The sequence below is a fragment of the Photobacterium sp. S4TG1 genome (assembly GCF_036040035.1).
In the GTDB taxonomy this organism is placed as follows: domain Bacteria; phylum Pseudomonadota; class Gammaproteobacteria; order Enterobacterales; family Vibrionaceae; genus Photobacterium.
Window position 1 is genome coordinate 334162 of record NZ_JAYXUH010000001.1, and the last position, 23655, is coordinate 357816.

General features: G+C 40.1%; 22 protein-coding genes and 2 tRNA genes. 12 read left to right on the plus strand and 12 right to left on the minus strand.

What is annotated here, in order from left to right:
- Positions 1-263: 263 nt before the first annotated feature.
- Together VXS03_RS01600 and rnm are read right to left on the minus strand one after the other, a co-directional pair.
- A complete protein-coding gene (locus tag VXS03_RS01600; RefSeq protein WP_045035658.1) occupies positions 264-884 on the minus strand; it encodes an L-threonylcarbamoyladenylate synthase in 621 nt (206 codons plus the stop codon).
- A complete protein-coding gene (gene rnm / locus VXS03_RS01605; RefSeq protein WP_327761612.1) occupies positions 881-1774 on the minus strand; it encodes an RNase RNM in 894 nt (297 codons plus the stop codon). The genes VXS03_RS01600 and rnm overlap by 4 nt, the downstream gene beginning before the upstream one ends.
- Positions 1775-2263: 489 nt before the next feature.
- Here rnm and VXS03_RS01610 point away from each other — a divergent pair, with 489 nt between their 5' ends.
- The 10 genes from VXS03_RS01610 (at position 2264) to gspS2 (ending at position 10922) form a co-directional block, all read left to right on the plus strand.
- A complete protein-coding gene (locus VXS03_RS01610; protein WP_327761614.1) occupies positions 2264-3856 on the plus strand; it encodes an anthranilate synthase component 1 in 1593 nt (530 codons plus the stop codon).
- A gap of 10 nt (positions 3857-3866) precedes the next feature.
- Positions 3867-4496, plus strand: a complete 630-nt coding sequence (locus VXS03_RS01615) for an aminodeoxychorismate/anthranilate synthase component II (RefSeq protein ID WP_327761615.1) — start codon at positions 3867-3869, stop codon at positions 4494-4496.
- Positions 4497-4507: 11 nt separating this feature from the next.
- Positions 4508-5518: an anthranilate phosphoribosyltransferase gene (gene trpD, locus VXS03_RS01620; protein ID WP_327761616.1), complete on the plus strand. Its 1011-nt coding sequence runs from the start codon at positions 4508-4510 to the stop codon at positions 5516-5518.
- A 2-nt stretch (positions 5519-5520) separates the two neighbouring features.
- Positions 5521-6921, plus strand: coding sequence for a bifunctional indole-3-glycerol-phosphate synthase TrpC/phosphoribosylanthranilate isomerase TrpF (gene trpCF / locus VXS03_RS01625; protein WP_327761617.1), 1401 nt, complete (start codon positions 5521-5523; stop codon positions 6919-6921).
- A 2-nt stretch (positions 6922-6923) separates the two neighbouring features.
- On the plus strand, positions 6924-8114 hold the full coding sequence (trpB, locus tag VXS03_RS01630) for a tryptophan synthase subunit beta (RefSeq protein ID WP_327761618.1): 1191 nt from the start codon (positions 6924-6926) through the stop codon (positions 8112-8114).
- Entirely contained in the window at positions 8114-8920 is an 807-nt protein-coding gene (gene trpA, locus VXS03_RS01635; RefSeq protein ID WP_327761619.1) for a tryptophan synthase subunit alpha, read from the plus strand. The genes trpB and trpA overlap by 1 nt, the downstream gene beginning before the upstream one ends.
- Before the next feature lie 149 nt (positions 8921-9069).
- Positions 9070-9609, plus strand: coding sequence for a septation protein A (locus VXS03_RS01640; protein ID WP_327761620.1), 540 nt, complete (start codon positions 9070-9072; stop codon positions 9607-9609).
- 13 nt (positions 9610-9622) lie between these two features.
- Entirely contained in the window at positions 9623-10024 is a 402-nt protein-coding gene (gene yciA / locus VXS03_RS01645) for an acyl-CoA thioester hydrolase YciA (protein WP_080156766.1), read from the plus strand.
- 177 nt (positions 10025-10201) lie between these two features.
- The gene (locus VXS03_RS01650; protein WP_327761622.1) at positions 10202-10501 is read left to right on the plus strand and encodes a YciI family protein; all 300 of its coding nucleotides are present in this window, start codon (positions 10202-10204) and stop codon (positions 10499-10501) included.
- A 19-nt stretch (positions 10502-10520) separates the two neighbouring features.
- Positions 10521-10922, plus strand: coding sequence for a type II secretion system pilot lipoprotein GspS-beta (gspS2, locus tag VXS03_RS01655; RefSeq protein ID WP_327761623.1), 402 nt, complete (start codon positions 10521-10523; stop codon positions 10920-10922).
- Positions 10923-11017: 95 nt separating this feature from the next.
- On the opposite strand, the gene sbmA is transcribed toward gspS2, so the two are convergent.
- From sbmA to VXS03_RS01675, 4 genes are all read right to left on the minus strand, one after another.
- Positions 11018-12019 carry a peptide antibiotic transporter SbmA gene (sbmA, locus tag VXS03_RS01660; protein WP_327761624.1) on the minus strand — a complete coding sequence of 334 codons (1002 nt, stop codon included), beginning with the start codon at positions 12017-12019 and terminating at the stop codon, positions 11018-11020.
- Positions 12020-12282: 263 nt separating this feature from the next.
- Positions 12283-13224, minus strand: coding sequence for a class I SAM-dependent methyltransferase (locus VXS03_RS01665; RefSeq protein ID WP_327761625.1), 942 nt, complete (start codon positions 13222-13224; stop codon positions 12283-12285).
- Between the two features lie 84 nt (positions 13225-13308).
- Positions 13309-13518, minus strand: a complete 210-nt coding sequence (locus VXS03_RS01670; protein WP_080156771.1) for a hypothetical protein — start codon at positions 13516-13518, stop codon at positions 13309-13311.
- A gap of 135 nt (positions 13519-13653) precedes the next feature.
- The gene (locus tag VXS03_RS01675) at positions 13654-14343 is read right to left on the minus strand and encodes a TIGR01621 family pseudouridine synthase (protein ID WP_327761626.1); all 690 of its coding nucleotides are present in this window, start codon (positions 14341-14343) and stop codon (positions 13654-13656) included.
- Between the two features lie 301 nt (positions 14344-14644).
- Between VXS03_RS01675 and cls the strand changes: the two genes are divergently transcribed.
- Positions 14645-16105, plus strand: coding sequence for a cardiolipin synthase (gene cls / locus VXS03_RS01680; protein ID WP_327761627.1), 1461 nt, complete (start codon positions 14645-14647; stop codon positions 16103-16105).
- Positions 16106-16227: 122 nt separating this feature from the next.
- Here cls and yiaY read toward each other — a convergent pair whose 3' ends face one another.
- On the minus strand, positions 16228-17376 hold the full coding sequence (gene yiaY / locus VXS03_RS01685; protein ID WP_327761628.1) for an L-threonine dehydrogenase: 1149 nt from the start codon (positions 17374-17376) through the stop codon (positions 16228-16230).
- Positions 17377-17831: 455 nt separating this feature from the next.
- Here yiaY and VXS03_RS01690 point away from each other — a divergent pair, with 455 nt between their 5' ends.
- Entirely contained in the window at positions 17832-20222 is a 2391-nt protein-coding gene (locus VXS03_RS01690) for a GH92 family glycosyl hydrolase (RefSeq protein WP_327761629.1), read from the plus strand.
- Positions 20223-20340: 118 nt separating this feature from the next.
- On the opposite strand, the gene VXS03_RS01695 is transcribed toward VXS03_RS01690, so the two are convergent.
- The 5 genes from VXS03_RS01695 to VXS03_RS01715 form a co-directional block, all read right to left on the minus strand.
- On the minus strand, positions 20341-21615 hold the full coding sequence (locus VXS03_RS01695) for a DEAD/DEAH box helicase (RefSeq protein ID WP_327761630.1): 1275 nt from the start codon (positions 21613-21615) through the stop codon (positions 20341-20343).
- A 125-nt stretch (positions 21616-21740) separates the two neighbouring features.
- Entirely contained in the window at positions 21741-22181 is a 441-nt protein-coding gene (locus tag VXS03_RS01700; protein WP_327761631.1) for a VOC family protein, read from the minus strand.
- A 167-nt stretch (positions 22182-22348) separates the two neighbouring features.
- On the minus strand, positions 22349-22801 hold the full coding sequence (locus VXS03_RS01705) for a GNAT family N-acetyltransferase (protein ID WP_327761632.1): 453 nt from the start codon (positions 22799-22801) through the stop codon (positions 22349-22351).
- Positions 22802-23316: 515 nt separating this feature from the next.
- Positions 23317-23407, minus strand: a tRNA-Ser gene (locus VXS03_RS01710).
- A gap of 24 nt (positions 23408-23431) precedes the next feature.
- Positions 23432-23519, minus strand: a tRNA-Ser gene (locus VXS03_RS01715).
- Positions 23520-23655 lie beyond the last annotated feature (136 nt).

Genomic DNA, 23655 nt, shown 5'->3' on the forward strand with positions numbered 1-23655 from the left:
AAGTCCTCTTCTCAGTTTTCTTTTCTATTATTGCAATAACTGCATAAAAAAGAAGACGAGGGGAAATAATGCGAACAGCAATAATTTGGATTCTAGCGCGATAATCAATTATCTATCATGCTAGATATGTAGCCGATTATTATCGCAAATCTAACGGTTATTTACCATAAAAATAGCGATAAAAAAAACGCATCATAAACAATATGATACGTTTATAAAAATGCATATACCGCCAATGCATTTACCGTGGAAATTAAGTGATTTTATTCAAACGGGGTAATATCACCAGCACCAATACGTACAATATCAATGTTACCGTCACTAAAATCGATAACGGTTGTTGGCTGCTCACTGAGATAACCACCATGCATGATAAGATCAACAGCATGTTCTAATTGGTCACGAATCTCATCAGGATCCGCTTCTGTGGTCTCTTTACCCGGTAAAATCAAACTGGTCGACATCATCGGTTCACCCAAAGCTTCAAGCAGTGCTAAAGCAATATTATTATCAGGAACACGAATACCAATGGTTTTACGCTTAGCGTTCATTAATCGCCGCGGAACTTCCTTAGTGCCTTTAAAGATAAAGGTATAAGCACCTGGCGTATTATTTCGCAATAAACGAAACGCAATATTGTCAACGCGGGTATATAGCGATAGCTCAGATAAATCACGGCATAATAAGGTAAAATTATGCTTATCGTTTAAACGTCGTATTTGACAAATACGCTCCAGCGCTTGTTTGTTTTCCATTTGACAACCCAGGGCATAACCTGAGTCGGTAGGATAAACAACAACGCCACCATTTTTAATAATATCAACCGCTTGATTAATTAAACGCGTTTGAGGTGTTTCTGGATGAACATAAAAAAACTGACTCATTTTTCCTCCTTCGAGGCAGATAACTCAGTGGTTATTTCTACCTCTACTCGCTTTTTCTCTACCGTCCAATCCTGCCATAACGGCACCACATCTTTCGGTAACCACAAATTGCGGCCTAATTCGGTCCATGGGGATGGATAATGAAAATCAGACCCTTGTGAAGCAAGTAAATTATATTGGATGGCGTAATCCCCAAAAGTACGTCGTTCTTGCGGTGCTTGTTGTGGCTGAGCAACCTCAATGCCATCGCCTCCCGCTTCAATAAAGTGCTGAATTAAACGCTTTATCCATTTAGCCGTCATTTGATAACGACCGGGGTGAGCAATAACAGCTTGACCACCAGCGGCATGAATCACCGCGACAGCATCGGCAATTGAGCACCAACTTGGTGGCACATAACCAGGATTACCACGGGTTAAGAATTTCTTAAACACCGCTTGTATAGTTTTGGCATAACCTTGTTCAACTAGCCAACGAGCAAAATGCGCACGCGTAATCGAGGCGTCGCCCGCTAATGCCATTGCGCCTTCAAAAGCCCCTGGCATTTTATTTTTTTCTAACCGAGCACCAATCTCTTTTGCACGTTCAAGTCGATGTTCGGCTTGAGCGCTAATAAATGAAACTAACTCAGGATGATTGGGATCTATATTAAGCCCAACGATATGAATATCAAAGTTTTGCCACACCGTTGATATCTCAATACCATTAATTAATGTAATCGGTAATTGTTCTTGTTCAATAACAGCATGCGCTTGTGCGAGCCCATCAATCGTATCGTGATCGGTAATTGCCAACACATCAACTCGCATATCCACGGCGCGTCGAACAAGATCTTGCGGCGATAAGCGGCCGTCTGACGCTGTAGTATGACAATGTAAATCAAACAACATAACTTTACTTCTTGACTTTGTTTTTATGAACTAGTTTACTAGTACGTGATAACTAAGGGTGATATTGTTTTATCATCACAACCTTTAGCAAGTTTAAACCAATTCACCGCGATACACCTTGGTAAACTTTGGCTATAGCGGCAGACAAATAGGATAGCGCCATGTTACAGCAAATTAGTACACAACGACCGCCTTTCTTGATTATTTACGAGTGGCAAGCAATGTTATGGCAACGGTAAAATACAGTAACATTCTGTACTTTTACTCAAGCCTATCGTTATCGAAGGCTTTTTTTTGGTCATTCTAAGATTACTAATAACAACCCAATACATTGATTATTATAAATTTGACCAAAACAAAACATCGCAACACACTTTGTTAATAATTGTCGCTAAAAGTAAAAAACTAGTCTTGCTCAAAGACTAAGTTTACGCCACTATCGAACAATGAAAGCAGGATCGCATTTGTACAAACGGCAGGGAGAACGCTATGATAACTCACTCTATTGGATCGCATATCTATAACACAAAACCTGAAAACCAACATCCAATTAAGGTGCTAAACCTTGATGTACCCTATCTGGCAGACCCTACTGACGCCTATTTTACGCTCTGTGGTGATAGTCCCTGCCACCTCTTACTCGAATCGGCTGAAGTCGATTCTAAGCAAGATCTTAAAAGTTTATTATTGATCGATGCTGCTGTACGTATTGTTTGTCATGGTAAAGAAGTAGTGTTAGAAGCTCAATCTAACAATGGTCAACGCATCCTCCATATTCTAAACAGCCGTCTCAAGTCCGATATTAAAGCGACCTATAGCACTGATACGCTTCGGTTACTTTTTCCAACTAATATTGAAGCATTAGATGAAGATTCTCGCTTACGCCAAACTTCATCTTTTGACGCATTACGCCTTATCCAGCATGCCTTTGATACCGAAAATCATCCTCGAGATGGGTTATTTATCGGCGGCTTATTTGCTTATGATTTAGTGGCTGACTTTGAACCACTTATCAAGGTTGATGCGGACAATAACTGTCCTGATTATATTTTTTATATTGCTGAAACATTACTGATTATTGATCACCAACACCAACAAGCGCACTTACAAGCGACGCTGTTTGAACATGATACTCCATCAATTTATGATGAACTTCGACAGCGATTAATCACCCTGAAAACACGTTGCCTTACTCCTCAAGCATTACCTGTTGCACCGGCCATCACTGCTTGTGTTCCTGTTCCAACAATCACGGATCACGACTTCAACCAAACCGTTGCTGCTTTAAAACAATTTGTTATTCGAGGGGATGTATTTCAAGTCGTGCCATCTCGACAATTTACGCTACCGTGTCCTTCGCCACTAAACGCATATAAGGCATTAAAGATTGGTAACCCAAGCCCATATATGTTTTATCTGCATGATACTGACTTTACCTTATTTGGTGCCTCACCAGAGAGCGCATTGAAATATTGCACTCAGTCTAACCAAGTTGAAATTTATCCAATTGCAGGCACACGTCAACGCGGTAAAAACAAAGATGGTTCAATTAATCTCGATCTCGATACTCGTATTGAATTAGAACTTCGCTGTGACACCAAAGAAAATGCTGAACATATGATGCTGGTTGATTTAGCCCGTAATGATGTCGCTCGTATTTGCCAAGCAGGAAGCCGCCACGTTGCTGACTTATTACATGTTGATCGTTATAGCCATGTGATGCATTTAGTATCACGAGTTGTGGGTCAATTGCGCCATGATCTTGATGCCCTACACGCTTATCAAGCTTGCATGAACATGGGAACCTTAACCGGCGCACCTAAAATTAGAGCCATGCAACTTATTCGTGAAGTTGAACAACGTCGCCGTGGAAGTTATGGCGGCGCTGTCGGCTATATCACCGGTCATGGCGATATGGATACCTGTATTGTGATTCGTTCCGCTTATGTCGAAAATGGCATCGCAAGTGTTCAAGCGGGGGCGGGCGTGGTTTATGACTCGATACCACAAGCGGAAACAGATGAAACTAAGTCAAAAGCACAAGCGGTAATCAATGCCATTCGTCATGCCCACCAAGGGTAAGGAGTACAAGATGACAATCACGAAAAATCACCATAATGCTCATATTGTGCTACTGGATAACTTTGATTCATTTACTTACAACCTTGTTGATCAATTTCGCAGTTTAGGTTTTCCCGTTACGATTTATCGTAATCATTTATCAGCACAACAAATAGAACACGCATTATATGAACATCAAAATCCAGTATTGGTGTTGTCACCAGGCCCTGGCGCACCAGCAGATGCGGGATGTATGCCTGAACTTATTCAACGAGTAAAAGGCAAAATTCCAATGTTGGGTATTTGCTTAGGACATCAAGCCATTGTTGAAGCTTATGGTGGCACCGTCGCTGGCGCTGGCGATATCGTGCACGGTAAAGCGGCGATGATGACTCACAATCAACACCCCGTTTTTGGTCAGCTTTCGAGCCCACTCGCCGTCGCCCGTTATCATTCTTTAGTCGCAACCCATGTTCCTGCGAGCCTTGATACGATTGCTGATGTAAATGGATTAGTAATGGCGGTCGTTAATGAACACGACAAAGTCTGTGGCTTTCAATTTCACCCAGAATCGATCCTTACGACTCAAGGCGCAGAACTACTTACTCATACACTGGCTTGGGTTATCAAAGCACCCACCACATGCCTAAATACTCATTAAGGAAGATGATGATGAACGCTACTATTTCTAAACTTGCCGATAAACTCTATGCGCAACATCCCTTGAGCGAAGAAGAAAGTCATATCCTCTTTGATGCGATCATCAATGGCGAAGTTGAGCCGATTGTATTATCAGCAGTATTAACAGCATTAAAAATTAAAGGTGAAACCCCAGCAGAAATTGCAGGTGCTGCCAAAGCATTAGTTAAAAATGCCAACCCTTTTCCACGCCCCAATTATGATTTTGCAGACATTGTAGGTACAGGAGGAGACGGGGCCAATACCATCAATATTTCAACTACTGCAGCCTTTGTCGCAGCAGCCTGTGGCGTCAAAGTGGCTAAGCACGGTAATCGTGGTGTATCAAGCAAATCAGGTTCATCAGATTTATTAGATAAGTTTGGGATTAATTTAGCCATGCCCGCCCAAACCGCACGCCAAGCGTTAGATGATCTTGGCGTCTGTTTTTTATTTGCGCCTGAATATCATGGTGGGGTTCGTCATGCAATGCCTGTCCGACAAACATTACAAACCCGTACTATTTTTAATGTGCTAGGTCCATTAATTAACCCAGCCAAACCTACTATTCAATTAATGGGGGTTTACGATATCGCCCTAGTACGCCCAATTGCTGAAACCTTAGCGACCATGGGATTAAAACGAGCAGCAGTAGTACATGGTAGCGGGCTGGATGAAGTTGCCATTCATGGTGAAACCCATGTTGCTGAAATTATTGATGGGGTCATTAGCGAATATACCCTCACTCCTGTCGATTTTGGACTTCAAAGCTATCCTTTAGAAGCCATTCGCGGTGGTGAGCCAGATGAGAATCGTACCATCATTGAACATATTTTGACGGGGAAAGGAACACTCGCACAAGAAGGCGCCGTCGCCGTCAATGTTGCACTTTTATTGCGTCTTTTCGGCCATCACGATCTTAAAGCCAATACTCAACGCGCGATCACCGCAATGCGTTCAGGTAAGGCGTATCAACTTGTAGAACAACTGGCAGCACGAGGTTAATCATGGAAACAGTCCTTACTAAAATTATCGCAGATAAAAAAATCTGGGTCGATGCTCGTAAAGAAGCGCAACCTCTCGCCAGTTTTCGCCACCAGCTGACCCCGAGTGATCGTGATTTCTACCACGCACTCGCCAATACTGACCGACATGGATGCCATCGCCCAGCTTTCATTCTTGAATGTAAAAAAGCATCACCGTCAAAAGGTTTAATCAGAGAAGACTTTAATTTAGATGATATTGCAGCGGTTTATAATCAATACGCCAGTGCAATTTCAGTGTTAACCGATGAGAAATATTTTCAAGGCAATGTTGAGTTCTTGCCTAAGGTCCGTAGCCAAGTTACTCAACCGATATTATGCAAAGACTTTATGATTGATAGTTATCAAGTCTATTTGGCGCGTCATTATCAAGCAGATGCGATTTTATTAATGCTGTCGGTACTGGATGATGAACAATACCAAGCACTTGCAACAGTAGCTAAATCACTTCAACTTGGCATTTTAACCGAAGTAAGTAATGAAGATGAACTTACACGGGCCATCAAACTCAAGGCAAAAGTCGTCGGGATTAACAACCGTAATTTACGTGATTTGAGTATTGATTTAAATCGCACCAAACAGCTCGCACCCGATCTACCTGAAGGCACGGTTATTATTTCTGAGTCAGGGATTTATACCCATCAACAAGTACGTGAACTTTCATCTTATGCTGATGGTTTTTTAATTGGTAGTTCATTAATGGCAGCTGACAACCTTGATTTAGCCGTTCGAAAGGTTTTATTTGGTGAGCATAAAGTCTGCGGATTAACCTCAAATGAAGATGCCCATCAAGCTTACCTGCAAGGGGCAGCCTATGGTGGTTTGATTTTCGTACCATCATCACCGCGAGCGATTAATCTCGACCAAGCATTGACCGTTATCTCATCAGTACCTCTTAATTTTGTCGGTGTATTTCAAAACAGCCCATTGACAGACATTGTGACTACAGCAACAACTTTAGCCTTAGCGGCAGTGCAATTACACGGTAATGAATCACCACAATATATTGCACAATTGCGTGAAGAGCTACCGGCTACCTGCCAAATATGGAAAGCCCACGCCATCACCGATAGCGTACCTGAACTTGCACAATGGTCTGTCGATAAACATTTATTTGACAGTAAAGTCGAGGAAAAAAGTGGCGGCACAGGTGTCACCTTTGATTGGTCTTTAATTGCTCCTGAAGATCGCTCAAATAGCTTACTCGCGGGAGGGCTCAATCCGGATAATGTACATCACGCAGCCTCACTTGGTTTTAGCGGCCTAGATTTAAATTCCGGTGTAGAAAGTACACCGGGTAAAAAAGATCCCCATAAATTAGCGGCAGCCTTTACGGCAATCAAACAAATTAAGGACGATAAATAATCATGAGTAAATTGAATGCCTATTTTGGTGAGTTTGGTGGTCAGTATGTCCCTCAAATTCTGGTACCAGCCCTCGACCAACTTGAAAATGCTTTTATCGAAGCTCAACAAGATCCACAATTTCAACATCAATTTATAACGTTATTAAAAGAATATGCTGGGCGACCAACGGCGTTAACGTTATGCCAAAACTTAACTCAAGGCACAAAAACTAAGCTTTATCTTAAACGAGAAGATTTGCTGCATGGTGGTGCGCACAAAACTAACCAAGTTTTAGGCCAAGCTTTACTGGCACAACGCATGGGTAAAACTGAAATCATCGCAGAAACAGGAGCAGGACAACACGGCGTTGCAACAGCATTAGCCTGTGCTTTACTAGGGTTAAAATGCCGAATTTATATGGGGGCGAAAGATATTGAACGTCAAAGTCCCAATGTCTTTAGAATGAAATTAATGGGCGCAACCGTTATTGCGGTTCATTCTGGTTCTGCCACCCTAAAAGATGCGTGTAATGAAGCGATGCGTGATTGGTCTGCTAGCTATGACAAAGCCCATTACCTATTAGGAACCGCCGCGGGTCCTCACCCATTTCCAACCATAGTACGTGAGTTTCAAAAAATCATTGGTGAAGAAACCAAGACCCAAATTATCGCTAAAGAAGGTCGTTTACCAGACGCAGTCATTGCATGTGTTGGTGGTGGTTCAAATGCAATTGGTATGTTCGCTGATTTTATTGAAGAAAGTAATGTTCGTTTAATTGGTGTTGAGCCCGCAGGTAAAGGCTTAGATACCGACATGCATGGCGCGCCATTGAAACATGGCAAGCTCGGTATTTTCTTTGGTATGAAAGCACCGTTAATGCAAGATGAACATGGCCAAGTTGAAGAGTCTTACTCTGTTTCAGCAGGGTTAGATTTCCCTTCTGTTGGGCCTCAACATGCTCATCTTAATGCTATTGGTCGCGCAGAATATGGTGCTGTTACCGATGATGAAGCGCTGGAAGCGTTTCAACTATTAGCTCGAAAAGAAGGCATTATTCCGGCTCTTGAATCTGCACATGCATTAGCTTATGCATTAAAAATGATTGCAGATGAACCCGAAAAAGAGCAATTGCTGGTAGTTAACCTTTCCGGTCGAGGCGATAAAGATATTTTCACTGTGCACGATATTTTAACGGCAAAAGGAGTTTTATAATGGATCGCTACCACAATTTATTTACTCAACTAAGTGCCCGTAATGAAGGTGCATTTGTCCCCTTTGTTACTCTTGGCGATCCAACACCACAACGTTCAATGGAGATTATTGATACTTTAGTTGCCGCTGGCGCTGATGCCTTAGAGCTCGGAATTCCTTTTTCTGATCCTTTGGCTGATGGCCCAACCATTCAAGGAGCGAACGTTCGCGCTCTTGCTGAGAAAACAACACCAACTATCTGTTTTGAAATGTTAACTCAAATTCGTGCTAAATATCCTCAATTACCGATTGGATTGCTGATGTACGCTAATTTGGTATTTTCGACAGGTATCGATAATTTTTATGGCCGTTGTGCTGCAGCGGGTATTGATTCAGTATTAATTGCAGATGTACCTGTAAATGCATCACTTGAATTTAGAGTAGCAGCAGAAGCACAAGGTATTCATCCTATTTTTATCGCTCCACCAAATGCTGATGCGGAGACCTTAAAAGCGGTATCTGAGCTAGGCGGTGGTTATACATATCTATTATCACGCGCAGGGGTCACCGGAGCCGAAACTAAAGCAGAAATGCCAATTGAGCCATTGTTAGCTGCATTAAAAGCCCATAATGCGCCACCAGCATTACTTGGTTTTGGTATTTCAACGCCAGAACAAGTGCATGAAGCCGTTAAAGCCGGTGCTGCTGGGGCGATTTCAGGTTCAGCTATTGTTAAAATTATAGAAAATAATCTAAATAACCATCCTTTACTGCTCTCGACACTAACAACATTTATAACCGATATGAAAGCTGCAACACGTCGCTAAGCTACAATTAACTATTCGCTATAAACCATTAATCACTGTCATCAAATAAATTTTGATGGCAGTGATTTCCCCGCCATCGAAATCGATTTTTTCATTAAGACAATGGAACAGGTATACTCTCGCTAATTATCTTTAATGAGTTAGGACCAATGAAACAAATTATAGAATTTATTCCGTTACTGATCTTTTTTGTATTATTTAAAACTAATGGTATTTTTGTTGCGACAGGTGCATTAATTATCGCAACAGCAATCCAACTGATCGTTACGTGGTTTATCTATAAAAAAGTAGAAAAGATGCAGTTAATCACCTTTGTTATGGTTGCCATATTCGGTGGTTTAACGCTGTTTTTACATGATGAAAACTTCATTAAATGGAAAGTTACCATGATCTATGGTCTGTTTGCGCTCGCATTGCTTGTCAGTCAGATTATGCATAAGCCATTGATTAAATCGATGCTAGGTAAAGAGATAACTCTGCCAGATAACGTTTGGTTACGTATGAATCTTGCATGGACCATATTTTTTGTTGTTTGTGCTATTGTAAACATTTATATTGCATTCAATTTTCCGCTTGATATCTGGGTGGATTTCAAAGTATTTGGTTTATTAGCATTAACGCTGCTATTTACCCTTGCTACGGGTGGCTATATTTATCGCCACTTACCTAAAAGCCCTGATGATAAATAAAGTTGTATAACCGATGACTACTGAAAACAATATCCCTCGTGGACAGCTTCTACTTCGTACATTAGCGATGCCTGCCGATACCAATGCAAATGGTGATATTTTTGGTGGTTGGATCATGTCGCAACTGGATCTTGCTGGTGCTATTTTAGCTAAAGAGATTTCTCGCGGCCGTGTCGTTACTGTTTCGGTTGATAAAATAGAATTTAAAGCCCCCGTTGGTGTTGGTGATGTGGTTTGTTGTCACGGTGAATGTAAGCGCATCGGTAATACATCGATGAGTGTAGGCTTAGAAGTATGGGTAAAACCTGTTGCTGTTGATGGTATCGGTGAGCGTTACCGCGTCTGTGAAGCGACATTTAATTATGTCGCTATTAACAGTGAAGGCCGCCCGCGTAAGATCGAAATTACGCAATAATCCTTCCCAATAAAAAAGCACTTAATTAACACTAAGCACTGACTACGGTTGGTGCTTTTTATTATTTGCTTAAATCTACTTGTCCATGTTCAATATTTAGTTAGTATGGTGGCATATTAAAAACAGCACGAAGAATAATTCGTTGTTTAAACCATAACTAAATAGGGAATCCCGACGATGTGGTATGTGATTTTTTCTCAAGATATTGAAAACAGTCTAGAGCGCCGCATGAGCGTACGTGAACAACATTTAGCTCGCTTAAAAGAACTTCAACAACAAGAGCGTTTATTAGTCGCAGGACCTATGCCTGCTATTGATGATGAAAATCCAGGTGAAGCAGGTTTTACAGGTTCAACGGTCATCGCTAAATTTGAATCACTAGAACAAGCACAACAATGGGCTAATGCAGATCCGTATATTGATGCAGGTGTCTACGCTAATATTATTGTTAAACCATTCAAAAAAGTTTTACCTTAAATCTATTTAGGATCAACCAGTGAATCTAACTACAACAAAAAAATGGCTTGTCGCCGCTGTCGGTCTTTTCATTCTTGGTGGCTGTGCTTCGCACGATCAACAAATGGTCGCAGAATCGTTAGCACAATCACGCGCCGCTGCGATTGATAGCAAAGCACCCTACCCAAAAATAGATGCGTATCAAATCACTCAAGCTTATGCGAGTAAAAACACGGTAAAACTCAACATTATTTATGGTGGTAATGGACGAGTAAAACCAACCGCAGCGATAAAAACAGCCAGTGCTAATTACTGTAATAACGCTGAATTAATGCCACTCTTTAAACATGGCGTGGATTATTTAATTACTATCCGTGATGTCAGCGGCCGTCAATTAGTTTCACAAACAATTTCAGAACAATATTGTGAATCACTAAAATAATCTACACCGTATACTATAAAAATCCCTAACCAATAAATTGCTCCAAAATAATTGAGAATTGCTGGTTAGGGCTTTTTATTTTTATCCCGCTATAATTATTCTACTGGAATACTTTCCACATCAATCGCGTCATTAATCTGCACTTCAAATGCACGCAACCGCTTATAAATCGACATTAATTCAACAATCGTACTCCATGAGTGTACCAGAAATTGAAAAGACTCTTCTACTTTACCAAAAGCCCTAAGTATCTGTTGTAATACACCTAGAGTTAATGCTCCTGAAATAATAGCAGGGCCCAGTGCGATATAAGGCACGATCACCGTATATTGAATATATGACCATTTGGCGATATCAAAATATAAATAATGCCGATAAAGATTAAAGTAATTTTTACGAACATTAAAAAAGAGGTCTTTTACAGTTTCAGGTTTGGCGCGATGTGCGTTATCTTCACCAAACACAAGTTCTTTGCGATAAGCGGCTTCTACTTTTTGATTCTTAAATTCTAACCCAGGTAATCGAATACCGACCACCGCCAACAACACGGTTCCAAATAATGCCGAAATAATGGCTAAATACACCAACGAACGATCAACACTGCCAATCCACGGTAACTCAGTAACATTTTCACTTAACGTCCACAGAATAGGTAAAAACGCAACTAACGTCATTAAGGATCGCATAAAGCTCACCCCAAGGCTTTCAACTATACGAGCAAAACGCATCGTATCTTCTTGAACTCGCTGAGATGCCCCTTCAATATGACTAATTTTGTCCCAATGCTTCATGTAATAATCATTCATTGCGGTACGCCAGCGAAAAACATAATGGCGCACGAAGAAATCAAGAATAACGGCAATAATGATATACACTGACACAATATTGAAAAACTCAATACACCCGGCTAAAAACTCATCAAATGTCACAGCATTGGGCTTAGCTAATGCCTTTTGAATAAGATCATAAAAACTACCAAACCATTCATTCACTTCTACGTCTATCTGCACTTTATACCAAGTAACATATAAAATAATGGCACTACCGACAATCGACCATAAAAACCACCGACGATCGAGAAAGAACGATTTAAACATAACTACACATCCTTAATGTATTTAGATTGAGTGCACCCCTTGCACTGCGAATAGAATGAATTGATCTTATTGTTAATCACTTATTTTAGTATTTGTCACCAAACTCCAAAACGCAACAAGTACACCACAATAAAGGTCATATTATTCATTATAATAAACAAATTACTGCTAATTTTAGATAAAAAAATCCCTTATTTACTCTTAACTAAAACTAGTGGAGTCGATAAGGGATTCTTATTTTAACGATTTATATCATCGCTATATTAGCTCTGGCGCTCAAAAACTAAGGCTTTAAGCCCTGCTTCTGGTTCTATATCTTTAAATTCAGCCGGGTTTTCTAAGCGATGAGAGAACACCATATCTGGTGCTTCAGCAGCCATGCCATCAATTAAAAATTGGCAGGTTAATGTTGGATCATTAACACAGGCTAAAACAACACCATCAGCGGTTAATAATTCAGGCAAGCGACGTAAAATCTTTTGGTAATCTTTAGTCAGAGCAAAGCTGCCTTTTTGAAATGATGGCGGATCAATAATGATTAAATCATAAGGCCCCATTTTGCGTACTTTACCCCATGACTTAAATAACTCATGGCCTAAGAAACTCACTTTCTTTAAATCATGGTTATTGAGGTGATGGTTATCACGACCACGACTTAATGCCGCTTTGGCCATATCAAGATTCACCACATAATCTGCGCCACCAGCAATAGCTGCCACAGAAAAACCACAAGTATAAGCAAATAAATTCAGCACTCGTTTGCCCGCAGCATGCTCTCGCACCCAATCACGGCCATAGCGCATATCAAGAAATAGACCGTTATTTTGATTACGCCCTAAATCTAATTTATAGGTTAATCCACTTTCAATGACATCTTGATAATCAGAACTTTGCCCCCACAAGACGTCCATTGGCGAACCTTGACGGTCACGGTGTTGAAGTAGTAAAGAACATGCACCGCTAGCTTGCCAAGCTTCTGTTTGCGTCAATGCTATCAATAGATCCGTCAATGCTTGCATAAAATCAGCATCAGGCTCTTTGAATAAGGAAACCAGTACTTGCCCCTGAAGCCAATCAACCGTAATTTGTTCCAGCCCTAGCCAACAGCGACCGCGGCCATGAAATAATCGGCGAACTTCTGACGGTGGTGTTGCTAAAGCCGTTAATAAATGGGCTTCTAAAGTAGGTAACGCGCTAATTTCCATAACATCATTCAAAGTAGTCAATTAAGGCGGGCTATTCTATACGTTGCGCTCAGGAATACCAACAGCAGGATAAAATAGAGTCATTTATTCAGGTTTAGCACGTAGAACATATTCAGCTGAATAATCAAGTAAACTCGTGGAATGTAGTGTCAATGTAGCTGATGATGAAAGGAAATGACGCGGAGTAGTTTCAGGTAATATCAAATATTGTTGGGCACGATTTCGACGATGATGTGATTGACGTTTTTGTTGAGAAACTCGCATTTTCAGCGTACGTGAATGAGCACTGCGCATTGTAAACCTCTAACTAATACATTCTGTAATATAGTATAAGTTATCAATAACAAAAAGAAATGCGCATCCACATTTTACCAATCGATTGCTGATAATATCACCACTTATAAAGCAATGGGTGGTATTTAGCTCACTCTACTGTTTTTTAGTAGCTAATACTGGCCATGATAGCGTCCAAGGTTGTAGCCATTCAGTAAAGGCTTGCTGTGCTTCTGCTGTTGACCATAATTTTCCGATACTAGGCGGACACAAAAACTGTTGTAACTCACCTTGGTAAGGAAAACGCAAACCATAAGCATGTAGATAGCCGCGATCTGCCGTTTCATTACCGTAAATATCATCCCCCGTAATACCAGAACCAACACTGCGCAACGCTACGCGAATTTGATGGGTTTTACCTGTATGAGGTTTACATAAAAAAATACGTCGCCCTTCACCACCAGCAGCAGAAAAAAACTGAGTAATCGCAGGGTTAACTTTAGTCGTTTCTAATTTCCAACTACTTCGACGTGAACGGGTCATATCACCAATCACAACACCTTGTTTTTTCTTTGGCTTTTTAGTGGCAATTGCTACATAAAACTTTTCAACTCGGCGTTCGGCAAAATTAGCACATAATGCAGCTGCCGCTGTTTTGTTACGCCCTAGTAGTAACAACCCTGAGGTCATTTTATCAAGACGATGAATAAGATATAGTTTTTCATCGCCCGTTTGCTCAGCAACAGCCGCCAGTAATGGCTGATCATTATCATCTTTATGTACACTGATCCCTGGATGTTTATTAATAACCAAGAAATCAGAGTGCTGGTAAACAAGATCAAACATAATGAAAATAACGCCTTTACGGTACAAAGATGGCGCGAGTATAACCAGCCGCTCAAAAAAGAAAAGTCTTAAGGCGAATATTCAATTTATTATAAAACGTTAATTAGATTCAAAAACAATAGCCTACGACAATATCCACCATTATATTACCGTTATTTTTTTATGTTAAAGTGATAATGCTTCCTCAAAAATAACCTTGAATATTCAACATAAGCATTAATGAGCACTGAATATTAGGTTTTTTTCTCATTTCAATGCACTATATATACAAATTATATTTATATATTGATGAAGTCATTCGATGGAACAGTTTTATCAAATCTTAACGTGGATCGGCATTTTCGCCTATTGGCTGTTAATTGCCGCTGTCACTGTACGCGTAGTCTTCAAACGTCGAGCTGTCGGCGTCTCCCTAGCCTGGATGATGATTATTTATATCGTCCCTATTGGTGGCGTTATTGCCTACCTACTATTTGGCGAACTTAATTTAGGCAAAAAACGAGCTGAACGGGCACGTGAAATGTTTTTTCCGTTTCAAAGCTGGTTTCAATGCTTGACTGATTGCCCTGGCCACATGCCTCAAAAAATGAGTGATGTAGCAAAGCCAATTAACGATCTGTGTGAAAACCGTTTTGGGTTACCCGGTTTAGTCGGCAATCATCTGTCATTAAAATCATCAACCGATGAAATTCTTCGAGCGCTTATTGATGATATAAATAACGCTCAACATTCCATTCATCTAGAATTCTATATTTGGAATCCTGGCGGTCTTGCTGATGAAGTGGGTGTTGCTCTTATCAAAGCGGCAAAGCGAGGTATTAGAGTTCGCGTATTACTTGATTCTGCCGGTAGTATGCGCTTCTTCCGTTCTCATTGGCCAAAACTGATTAGAGGGGCAGGCATCGAACTTATCGAAGCTTTGGCGGTTTCACCATTTCGTATGTTCTTACGCCGCTTAGATTTACGTCAGCACCGTAAAATCGTAGTTATTGATGACAACATTGCTTATACCGGTTCAATGAACTTAGTTGATCCCGCTTTCTTTAAAGTTGATGCTGGAGTCGGTCAGTGGGTAGATGTCATGGTAAGAATCAGTGGCCCTACGGTTTCAGTACTTAATTGTATTCAAGCATGGGACTGGGAGGTTGAAACAGGACAACGGTTTTTACCGCCATTACCGACTTGCCAAATACCAACGGAAGATGAACCACAGTATGACACCGTACAAGTGATCCCTTCTGGCCCAGGCATGCCCGATGATATTATTCACCAAGTATTGCTGCTAAGTATTTACCAAGCAAAGAAAAGTATTGTTATCACCACACCTTACTTTGTGCCAAGTGAACACTTATTACATGCGATGAAAGGTGCCGCAGAACGAAATATTGCCGTTCATATTGTGCTTCCAAATAAAAATGATTCAACTATGGTTGAATGGGCTAGCCGTTCTTTCTTTAGTGATTTATTAAGATCAGGAGTACATATTCACCGTTTTCATGGCGGCTTATTGCATACTAAATCCGTTGTCATTGATGATACTCACTGCTTAATCGGAACAGTTAACCTTGATATGCGCAGCTTATGGCTCAATTTTGAGGTCACAATGGCGGTGGATAATCTTGAATTCACTCATAAGCTAAGTCAATTACAGCAAAGTTACATTGCCGACTCAGAGCCTGTAGATAAAGAGCAATGGGAAAAGCGTTCAGTACGTAATAAATTTGGTGAACGCTTCTTCTATATGTTTAGCCCACTGCTATAAACATAGTTAAATTATTGATATTAAATTAATAACATCTTAATTATGAAAAATAAAAACGCCTCAATCATGAGGCGTTTTTTACGCATTATATGTTGCTAATATTATCTCGTTACTATTCGCGATTACATTGCAGACATAAAGATTTGTGAAATTTCTTCATGTGTCGCTTGCTTAGGATTAGTAAAACCACACGCATCTTTTAACGCATTATCAGATAATAATGAAATATCTTCTGCCTTCACATTCAGATCTTTTAAACCCGTTGGAATACCAACATCTTTAGACAATGCCATGATTGCATCAATTGCAGCATCTGCACCTTGTTGTGGTGTCATATCACTCACATTCACACCCATAGCGGCAGCAACATCACGTAAGCGCTCAGGACAAACTTGCGCGTTATAACGTTGAACATGTGGCAATAATACAGCGTTACATACACCGTGTGGCAGATTATAAAAACCGCCTAACTGGTGCGCCATTGCGTGAACATAACCTAGTGATGCATTGTTAAATGCCATGCCCGCCATAAATTGAGCATAAGCCATTTGCTCACGCGCATTTAAATTTTGACCATCCTTAACGGCGGTACGTAAATTGGCTTCAATCAATTCAATGGCTTTAATCGCAACGGCATCAGTGATTGGTGTAGCAGCAATAGAAACATACGCTTCAATAGCGTGAGTTAATGCGTCCATACCTGTGGCTGCTGTTAATGAGGCTGGTTTAGCTAGCATTAATTTAGGATCATTAACTGACATTAATGGCGTGGTATTTTTATCAACAATCGCCATTTTAATGTGACGAGCTTCATCTGTAATAATACAGAAACGGGTCATTTCAGACGCAGTACCAGCCGTTGTATTAATTGCGACTACAGGTAATTGAGGTTTTGCTGAACGATCAACACCTTCGTAATCACCAATCTGACCGCCATTCGCTGCTAATAACGCAATGCCTTTTGCACAATCATGAGGAGAACCACCACCTAATGAAATAACAAAGTCACAACCGTTATCTTTTAACAGTGTTAAACCTTGATCTACATTAGTGATAGTTGGGTTTGGTTGAGTACCATCGTAAACAACCGAATCAATGCCACGTTCGGTTAATAGCACTGCAACTTGCGTAACAACACCAATTTCGTTTAATACTTTATCCGTAACAATTAATGCTTTTTTAAAGCCGTGCGCTTTAATTGCATCCGCTGCCGCTGTTAAACAACCCGCACCCATAAAGTTAACACATGGAATATAAAATGCACTGCTCATAATAACTTACCTTATTTTTCAAATACTCATTATCAAATCAGTCTTTCCTTTAAGACATATTTAACTAATGGCACTACCAAACAATTCCTCTTTGGTATTTTTACGCCTTTGTTTTAAAAATCTATTTGATCTAAAACAAGCATTGAAAAAACATTGCAATTTATCTACAAGAATATGAACTAAGTCTCAAAACAATTATTTTATTATCCACTCTAGTAAACAATATCATTCATTAAGGAAACATTACTTCCTTCACTATTCCCCATGAAGCAGTATCACGTTTCAATTTAATCGGTACAAAAGTCCAGTAAATGTTTGTTTTATCATCTTACTACCACAGCAATTCCCCCCTACTATGCGGTTAACGCAGCATCTTATTACTCTTACCTCTTGAGAATATTCACTCTTGGCCGACGTGAGCATTCCTGCACTACATATCTGTTAGGTGGTACATTATGACGTTTAAATTAACTCCAATCGCTATTTCGCTGGTATTGTCATTAGGTTTATTTGGGTGTAACAACGACAACAATAATCAAACCCAACCTGAAGTCACCCTACCAGCAACGCCTATTATTGATATGAGCGTTTTAAAATACATAGATCCGATGATTGGTACTGCAGCATCTGGACATACATTCCCTGGTGCCGTTGTACCCCGTGGAATGGTGCAATTAAGCCCTGATACATTTAAAGGAACAAATACCAATACTGAGACAGGCCAAAATCCATGGCATTCAGCATCGGGTTATTGGGATGCGAGTGATTACGTTGCCGGAGATGTATTTGCAACGGATCTTAATCTTTACGGTTTCTCACATACTCACCTATCAGGCACTGGTGCAACTGACCTTGGTGATATTTTAGTGCTGCCTTATTCTGATGATGCTAACCGTGAAAATAATGCCTTTGATAAAGCAACTGAGATCGCATCACCAGGTTACTACTCAGTGGTATTAAATAATGGCAATATTAAAGCAGAATTAACCACTACAACCCGTGTCGGTGTCCATCGTTATACCTATGAACAAGGGGCTGATCGTAAAATAAAACTTGACCTTGCTCATACACTGGCCGCCAACAATGGTGAATCTCTGCAAAACCGAGTTGAATTAGTCGATGAATACACTATTCGTGGCCGCCGAGTTTCTACAGGTTGGTTCCAAGGCCAAGATATTTTCTTCTATGCCCAATTTAATCAGCCAATTGCTCATGCATTGATTGCCCGTGATGGTGGCGAAGCAATGGAAATGCAAATAGGGGCAGTTTACGGCTCAATCAATAATCCAAATAAAGAACAGATCACTTACCTTGATTTTGGTAAAGGCGATCAACCGATTGAAATGCGAGTGGCACTCTCTCCTGTCGATTGGGAAGGCGCACAAAAGAACTTAGAAGCTGAAACACCAACCTATAATTTTGCTAACGTTAAAGCCAATGCTGAACTTACATGGGCAAAAGAGCTTGCAACCGTTCAAGTAAAAGGCGGTTCTGAGGCTGAGAAAACTAACTTCTATACTGCGATGTATCACGCCATGATCGCGCCAGTTGAATATCAAGATGTTGATGGTCGTTACCGTGATTTGCTAGGCGGTGTTCGTCAAGCTGATGGCTATAAAAACTATTCAGTTTATTCTACATGGGATACTTTCCGTGCGGTTCATCCACTGCTAACCATTACTAACCCACAACATGCAACTGACTTAGCTAACGACTTGATTCGTAAATCACAAGAAACAGGACTACTGCCGAAGTGGGAAGGCTACGGTGAAGAAACCGGTACTATGATTGGCTACCCTGCCACCGCGATTATTGGTGATGCGGTTGTCAAAGGCCTTGATGTTGATGCTAAAAATGCTTTAGAAGCGGCAAAGAAATCAGCTTATTACCGTCCATATGATTTTCCTCAAATTCCTGATCACACACTGCAAGCCGTGATGGCGGGTCAGTTAAGTTATTACGAGCGTGATAAGTGCGTTGGTGTAGGTAATTGGAATTCCGTTTCTTACGCGCTAGAGTTTTCATACTATGACTGGACGATTGCGCAAATGGCAAAAGTAGCCGGTGATGACACCACTTATAATGAGTTTAATGATCGTGCTTATTGGTCTTTAAATCATTGGGATAAAGACGCGGGCTTCTTTGTACCAGTAAAACTCGACACCTGTGAAAAAGAATTCACCTCTAATGACTTTAATCCATACAGTTCAAGCCCTGGCTGGTATACCGAAGGCAACGCATGGCAGTGGCAATGGACATTCATGCAAGATATTAACAAGTTAACTGAGGTCATGGGTGGCACTGAAGGGTTTAATACTAAGCTTAATGACTTATTTACTGCTGATGCGAATGGCGGTGAAAATCATCAAGATATGACAGGTTTTATTGGCCAATATATTCATGGTAACGAGCCATCGCACCACGTGATTTACTTGTATAACCGTACCAATGAATCTTGGAAAACCCAAGAATACCTCGATAAAGTTTACAAGGAATTCTATAAGCCAACCCCTGACGGCATCATTGGTAATGAAGACGTCGGTCAAATGTCAGCATGGTACATTATGTCGGCAATGGGCTTCTATCAAGTAACACCAACGGATCCAACCTACACCATTGGTCGCCCTATTTTTGATGAGGTAAAAATCCAACTACCAACGGGTGATTTCACCATCACGGCTGATAATAACAGCAGTGACAATAAGTATGTGAAATCCGTGCTGATTAACGGTAAACCTCTAAATGTATTTAATAGCTTTGAGCACAGTGAAATAAAAGCAGGTGGAACGCTTCACTTTGTAATGACTGCTGATAAATCACAGGCAATGGCAGCCCGACTTAACTAGGTAAATCGTTGTAACTCACACCATTATTAGTACCATAAAAAAATCCCTCGTTATGACTAGCGAGGGATTTTTTAGTTAATATATTAATAACAAAAAGCGATCAGTTTCTTGATTGATCTTATGACCAGAAGTCGTCAATAGGCGCTGGTTTGTTTTTGCGTTTCTTTTTACCCGTACCTTCAGGTTTTGCCATTGGTTTTGCTACTGCTAATAAAGCTTCTGATTCATCAACTTCAAAACCCTCAACTTGTTCACGCTCAAGTCGAACTTTGTTCTTCTTCTCAATAACCTTAAAGTGATGGCTGTCTTCATAATCGATCAATGACAGTGCTAGACCGACTTCACCTGCACGACCACTACGACCAATGCGGTGCATATAATCTGCTGGGCTACGTGGTAAATCAAAGTTAATCACAACCGGTAGCTTTTCAATATCAAGACCACGAGCAGCAATGTCTGTTGCAATCAATACATCAATTTCACCTGACTTAAACGCTTCTAATACTCGAGTACGCGCACCTTGGCCGCGGTCACCGTGGAATACTTCAGCAATAATGCCACGCTTAGACAGTTTATCAGCTAAGTGCTCACAGCTATTTTTAGCATTAACAAAGATAAGTGCCTGACGCCATTGATGCTGTTTAATTAAATGAGCTAATACTGCGGTTTTCTCGCCCTTATTAACAGTAAAAACACGTTGTACTAATGTGCTTGCATCGACACTTTGTAGTTGCAGTTCAACAGGATCGTTAAGTAATGCTTGAGTTAACATCTTAACTTGTTCAGGGAACGTCGCTGAAAATAATAATGTTTGCTTGTTATTAGGTAGTAACGCTAGTAGCGCAGACAACTCTTCAGTAAAGCCAAGACTTAACATACGATCGGCTTCATCAAGTACTAAGGTTTTAACCCGATCAAGTTTTATGGCATTACTTGAAATCAAATCTAATAAGCGACCTGGGGTTGCCACTAAAATATCAGTACCGCCCCGTAAAGCTAACATTTGGGTATTAGCTGATACACCACCAAACACAGCAACCGTTTTAATAGCACCGTTGAAATGTGTCGCATAAGATTTAATGCTATCTGCAACTTGTTTTGCCAGCTCACGGGTTGGAACTAAAACAAGACCAGTAACATAATTACCTTTCGCATTTTTATTCTCAGAAGCTTTTGTTTGATGTAACTGTTGTAACAACGGTAAAGCAAAGGTTGCCGTTTTACCTGAACCGGTATTTGCCCCCGCAATTAAGTCACGTCCCGCTAATACACTCGGAATAGCTTGTGCTTGAATAGGCGTTGGCTGTTGATATTCCAGCTCCGTTAATCGTGCTAACAAAGGCGAAATAAGGCCAAGTTCTGTAAAGTTGGCTGGTGTTGTAATAGTGGTCATTAATATACAGGGCTCAAAACTAAAATAATTAACCCATATTCTAGCTTATTTGACCTGTATTCAGTTAATCATATTCCATCATGATAGTAGTGAGGGTATTTACGAAGAGTTTATAAGGCTATTGCTTATGCGTTATTTTCAGCAACAGCCATTCTCATCGCCATCGGGTGATCAGCACTTAATTCCAATAAATCCCAAAGATTACCGTATAAATCTTCAAAAACAGCGACTGTTCCATAATCTTGAACTTGTGGCTCACGAACAAATGTAATTCCCTCAGAAACCATACGATTATAATCTCGCCAAAAATCATCAGTATTTAAAAATAAAAACACTCGTCCACCTGATTGATTACCAATAAAATCGTTTTGCTCAGGTTTTGATGCACGAGCTAAAAGCAAAGTAACACCTTTTGAACCAGGAGGAGAAACAACAACCCAGCGCTTATCTTGTTCGGCTTGATAAGTATCTTCAACCAATTCAAATTTTAATTTATTCACATAAAAATCAATGGCTTCATCATAATCTTTTACCACTAAAGCAATATGAATGATGGATTGTTTCATTGATATAATCCTTTTAATATTTTCACGTTTAAGTATCCAAAATATTAACGCTAAACCAGAAGCTTGTCTTTAAATAACAAAATTATCGTTAATAAATAAGACATGAAAAAGAAGAATATCACTAAAGATAATTACTTTAGATTCAATCAAATAAGAAATTTAATTATTTAAAACAATCGGCAAACTAACCGCAGCATATCCTTATGTTGAATACCATTTTCATATATTTCTTCATCATAATTATCGACAAAAAAATCTTTCAAAATAGCATCAACTCTAAATCCATGCCGTTGATAAAATGATAATTGATAACAAAAAGTCCCCGTACCTAACTCAACTTGGCTATACCCCATCAGCACTAATTCATTTAATACATACTGTAGAAGTTGTGAACCAATCCCCTGCTGTTGGTACTGTGGCTCTATCGTAATATTGTAGATTTCTACTATCGAATCACTAAGTTGTTTACTAACACAAATCCCGACTAATTCATTATTATCAAATGCCCCTAAACAAATTGAATCTTTTAAATATTTATTAATACAATCTTCAGATGGATCTGCTTCAAGTAATAACGTCATTGGAACTAAGTTTGATGATATTTGTTTAAACTTAATCACATTGTTTACCTTTGAAAGGGTCGGAATAAAACTAAAAATAAGTATCAAATATGTGGCAGATATAATTATACGATATATTTGGACATCAAAACCATCATCTCAAAAACGAAACATGGGCTATCCGTGACCTATTCACTACGCCATTAAGTATTAAAGCTGCCAGTGAAAATATATTGAAACATCACAATGCAAATAGTAATGCTACAACACGCTGCTAATAGATTCCCTATCTCGTTCGTAACTTCACTGTAGGGAATGAGGAACAAAGTTCAGACGCAAGAAAGCCGGATCTGCTTCGAGGATTAGCGGATTTGAACCCTGCTTTACTCACCAGTCTAAACACCCACTCTTATTTAGATGTAAAAAAGCCGCTGTAAAAACAGCGGCTTTTTTGAATGTGGCGGAGCTGCTTCGAGGATTAGCGGATTTGAACCCTGCTTTACTCACTCAGTCTAAACACCCACTTTTATTTAGATGTAAAAAAGCCGCTGTAAAAACAGCGGCTTTTTTGAATGTGGCGGAGAGATAGGGATTTGAACCCTAGATACGCTATAAACGTATGCCGGTTTTCAAGACCGGTGCTTTCAACCACTCAGCCATCTCTCCAATTTTATATCTCTTAAAGAGATATGGCGGTGAGGGAGGGATTCGAACCCTCGATACGTTGCCGTATACACACTTTCCAGGCGTGCTCCTTCAGCCACTCGGACACCTCACCACATTGTTGCCAACAACGCTTTGCTTGTCGACGGCGTGTAATATATTGATTTATGGGATCAGGGTCAAGGGTTTTTATGTGAGTTTTTTCTATTTGCTGACTTATACTGCGATTTGCACTGTTCTTATACCAAAAT

What these genes read in the sequence shown, in the direction of transcription:
- VXS03_RS01615 (WP_327761615.1), top strand. Translation starts at nt 3,867, where the DNA reads ATGACAATCACGAAAAATCACCATAATGCTCATATTGTGCTACTGGAT.
- yiaY (WP_327761628.1), bottom strand. Translation starts at nt 17,376, where the DNA reads ATGAGCAGTGCATTTTATATTCCATGTGTTAACTTTATGGGTGCGGGT.
- trpCF (WP_327761617.1), top strand. Translation starts at nt 5,521, where the DNA reads ATGGAAACAGTCCTTACTAAAATTATCGCAGATAAAAAAATCTGGGTC.
- trpB (WP_327761618.1), top strand. Translation starts at nt 6,924, where the DNA reads ATGAGTAAATTGAATGCCTATTTTGGTGAGTTTGGTGGTCAGTATGTC.
- VXS03_RS01665 (WP_327761625.1), bottom strand. Translation starts at nt 13,224, where the DNA reads ATGGAAATTAGCGCGTTACCTACTTTAGAAGCCCATTTATTAACGGCT.
- yciA (WP_080156766.1), top strand. Translation starts at nt 9,623, where the DNA reads ATGACTACTGAAAACAATATCCCTCGTGGACAGCTTCTACTTCGTACA.
- VXS03_RS01670 (WP_080156771.1), bottom strand. Translation starts at nt 13,518, where the DNA reads ATGCGCAGTGCTCATTCACGTACGCTGAAAATGCGAGTTTCTCAACAA.
- VXS03_RS01600 (WP_045035658.1), bottom strand. Translation starts at nt 884, where the DNA reads ATGAGTCAGTTTTTTTATGTTCATCCAGAAACACCTCAAACGCGTTTA.
- VXS03_RS01640 (WP_327761620.1), top strand. Translation starts at nt 9,070, where the DNA reads ATGAAACAAATTATAGAATTTATTCCGTTACTGATCTTTTTTGTATTA.
- VXS03_RS01700 (WP_327761631.1), bottom strand. Translation starts at nt 22,181, where the DNA reads ATGAAACAATCCATCATTCATATTGCTTTAGTGGTAAAAGATTATGAT.
- VXS03_RS01650 (WP_327761622.1), top strand. Translation starts at nt 10,202, where the DNA reads ATGTGGTATGTGATTTTTTCTCAAGATATTGAAAACAGTCTAGAGCGC.
- VXS03_RS01610 (WP_327761614.1), top strand. Translation starts at nt 2,264, where the DNA reads ATGATAACTCACTCTATTGGATCGCATATCTATAACACAAAACCTGAA.
- rnm (WP_327761612.1), bottom strand. Translation starts at nt 1,774, where the DNA reads ATGTTGTTTGATTTACATTGTCATACTACAGCGTCAGACGGCCGCTTA.
- sbmA (WP_327761624.1), bottom strand. Translation starts at nt 12,019, where the DNA reads ATGTTTAAATCGTTCTTTCTCGATCGTCGGTGGTTTTTATGGTCGATT.
- cls (WP_327761627.1), top strand. Translation starts at nt 14,645, where the DNA reads ATGGAACAGTTTTATCAAATCTTAACGTGGATCGGCATTTTCGCCTAT.
- trpA (WP_327761619.1), top strand. Translation starts at nt 8,114, where the DNA reads ATGGATCGCTACCACAATTTATTTACTCAACTAAGTGCCCGTAATGAA.
- VXS03_RS01690 (WP_327761629.1), top strand. Translation starts at nt 17,832, where the DNA reads ATGACGTTTAAATTAACTCCAATCGCTATTTCGCTGGTATTGTCATTA.
- VXS03_RS01675 (WP_327761626.1), bottom strand. Translation starts at nt 14,343, where the DNA reads ATGTTTGATCTTGTTTACCAGCACTCTGATTTCTTGGTTATTAATAAA.
- trpD (WP_327761616.1), top strand. Translation starts at nt 4,508, where the DNA reads ATGAACGCTACTATTTCTAAACTTGCCGATAAACTCTATGCGCAACAT.
- VXS03_RS01695 (WP_327761630.1), bottom strand. Translation starts at nt 21,615, where the DNA reads ATGACCACTATTACAACACCAGCCAACTTTACAGAACTTGGCCTTATT.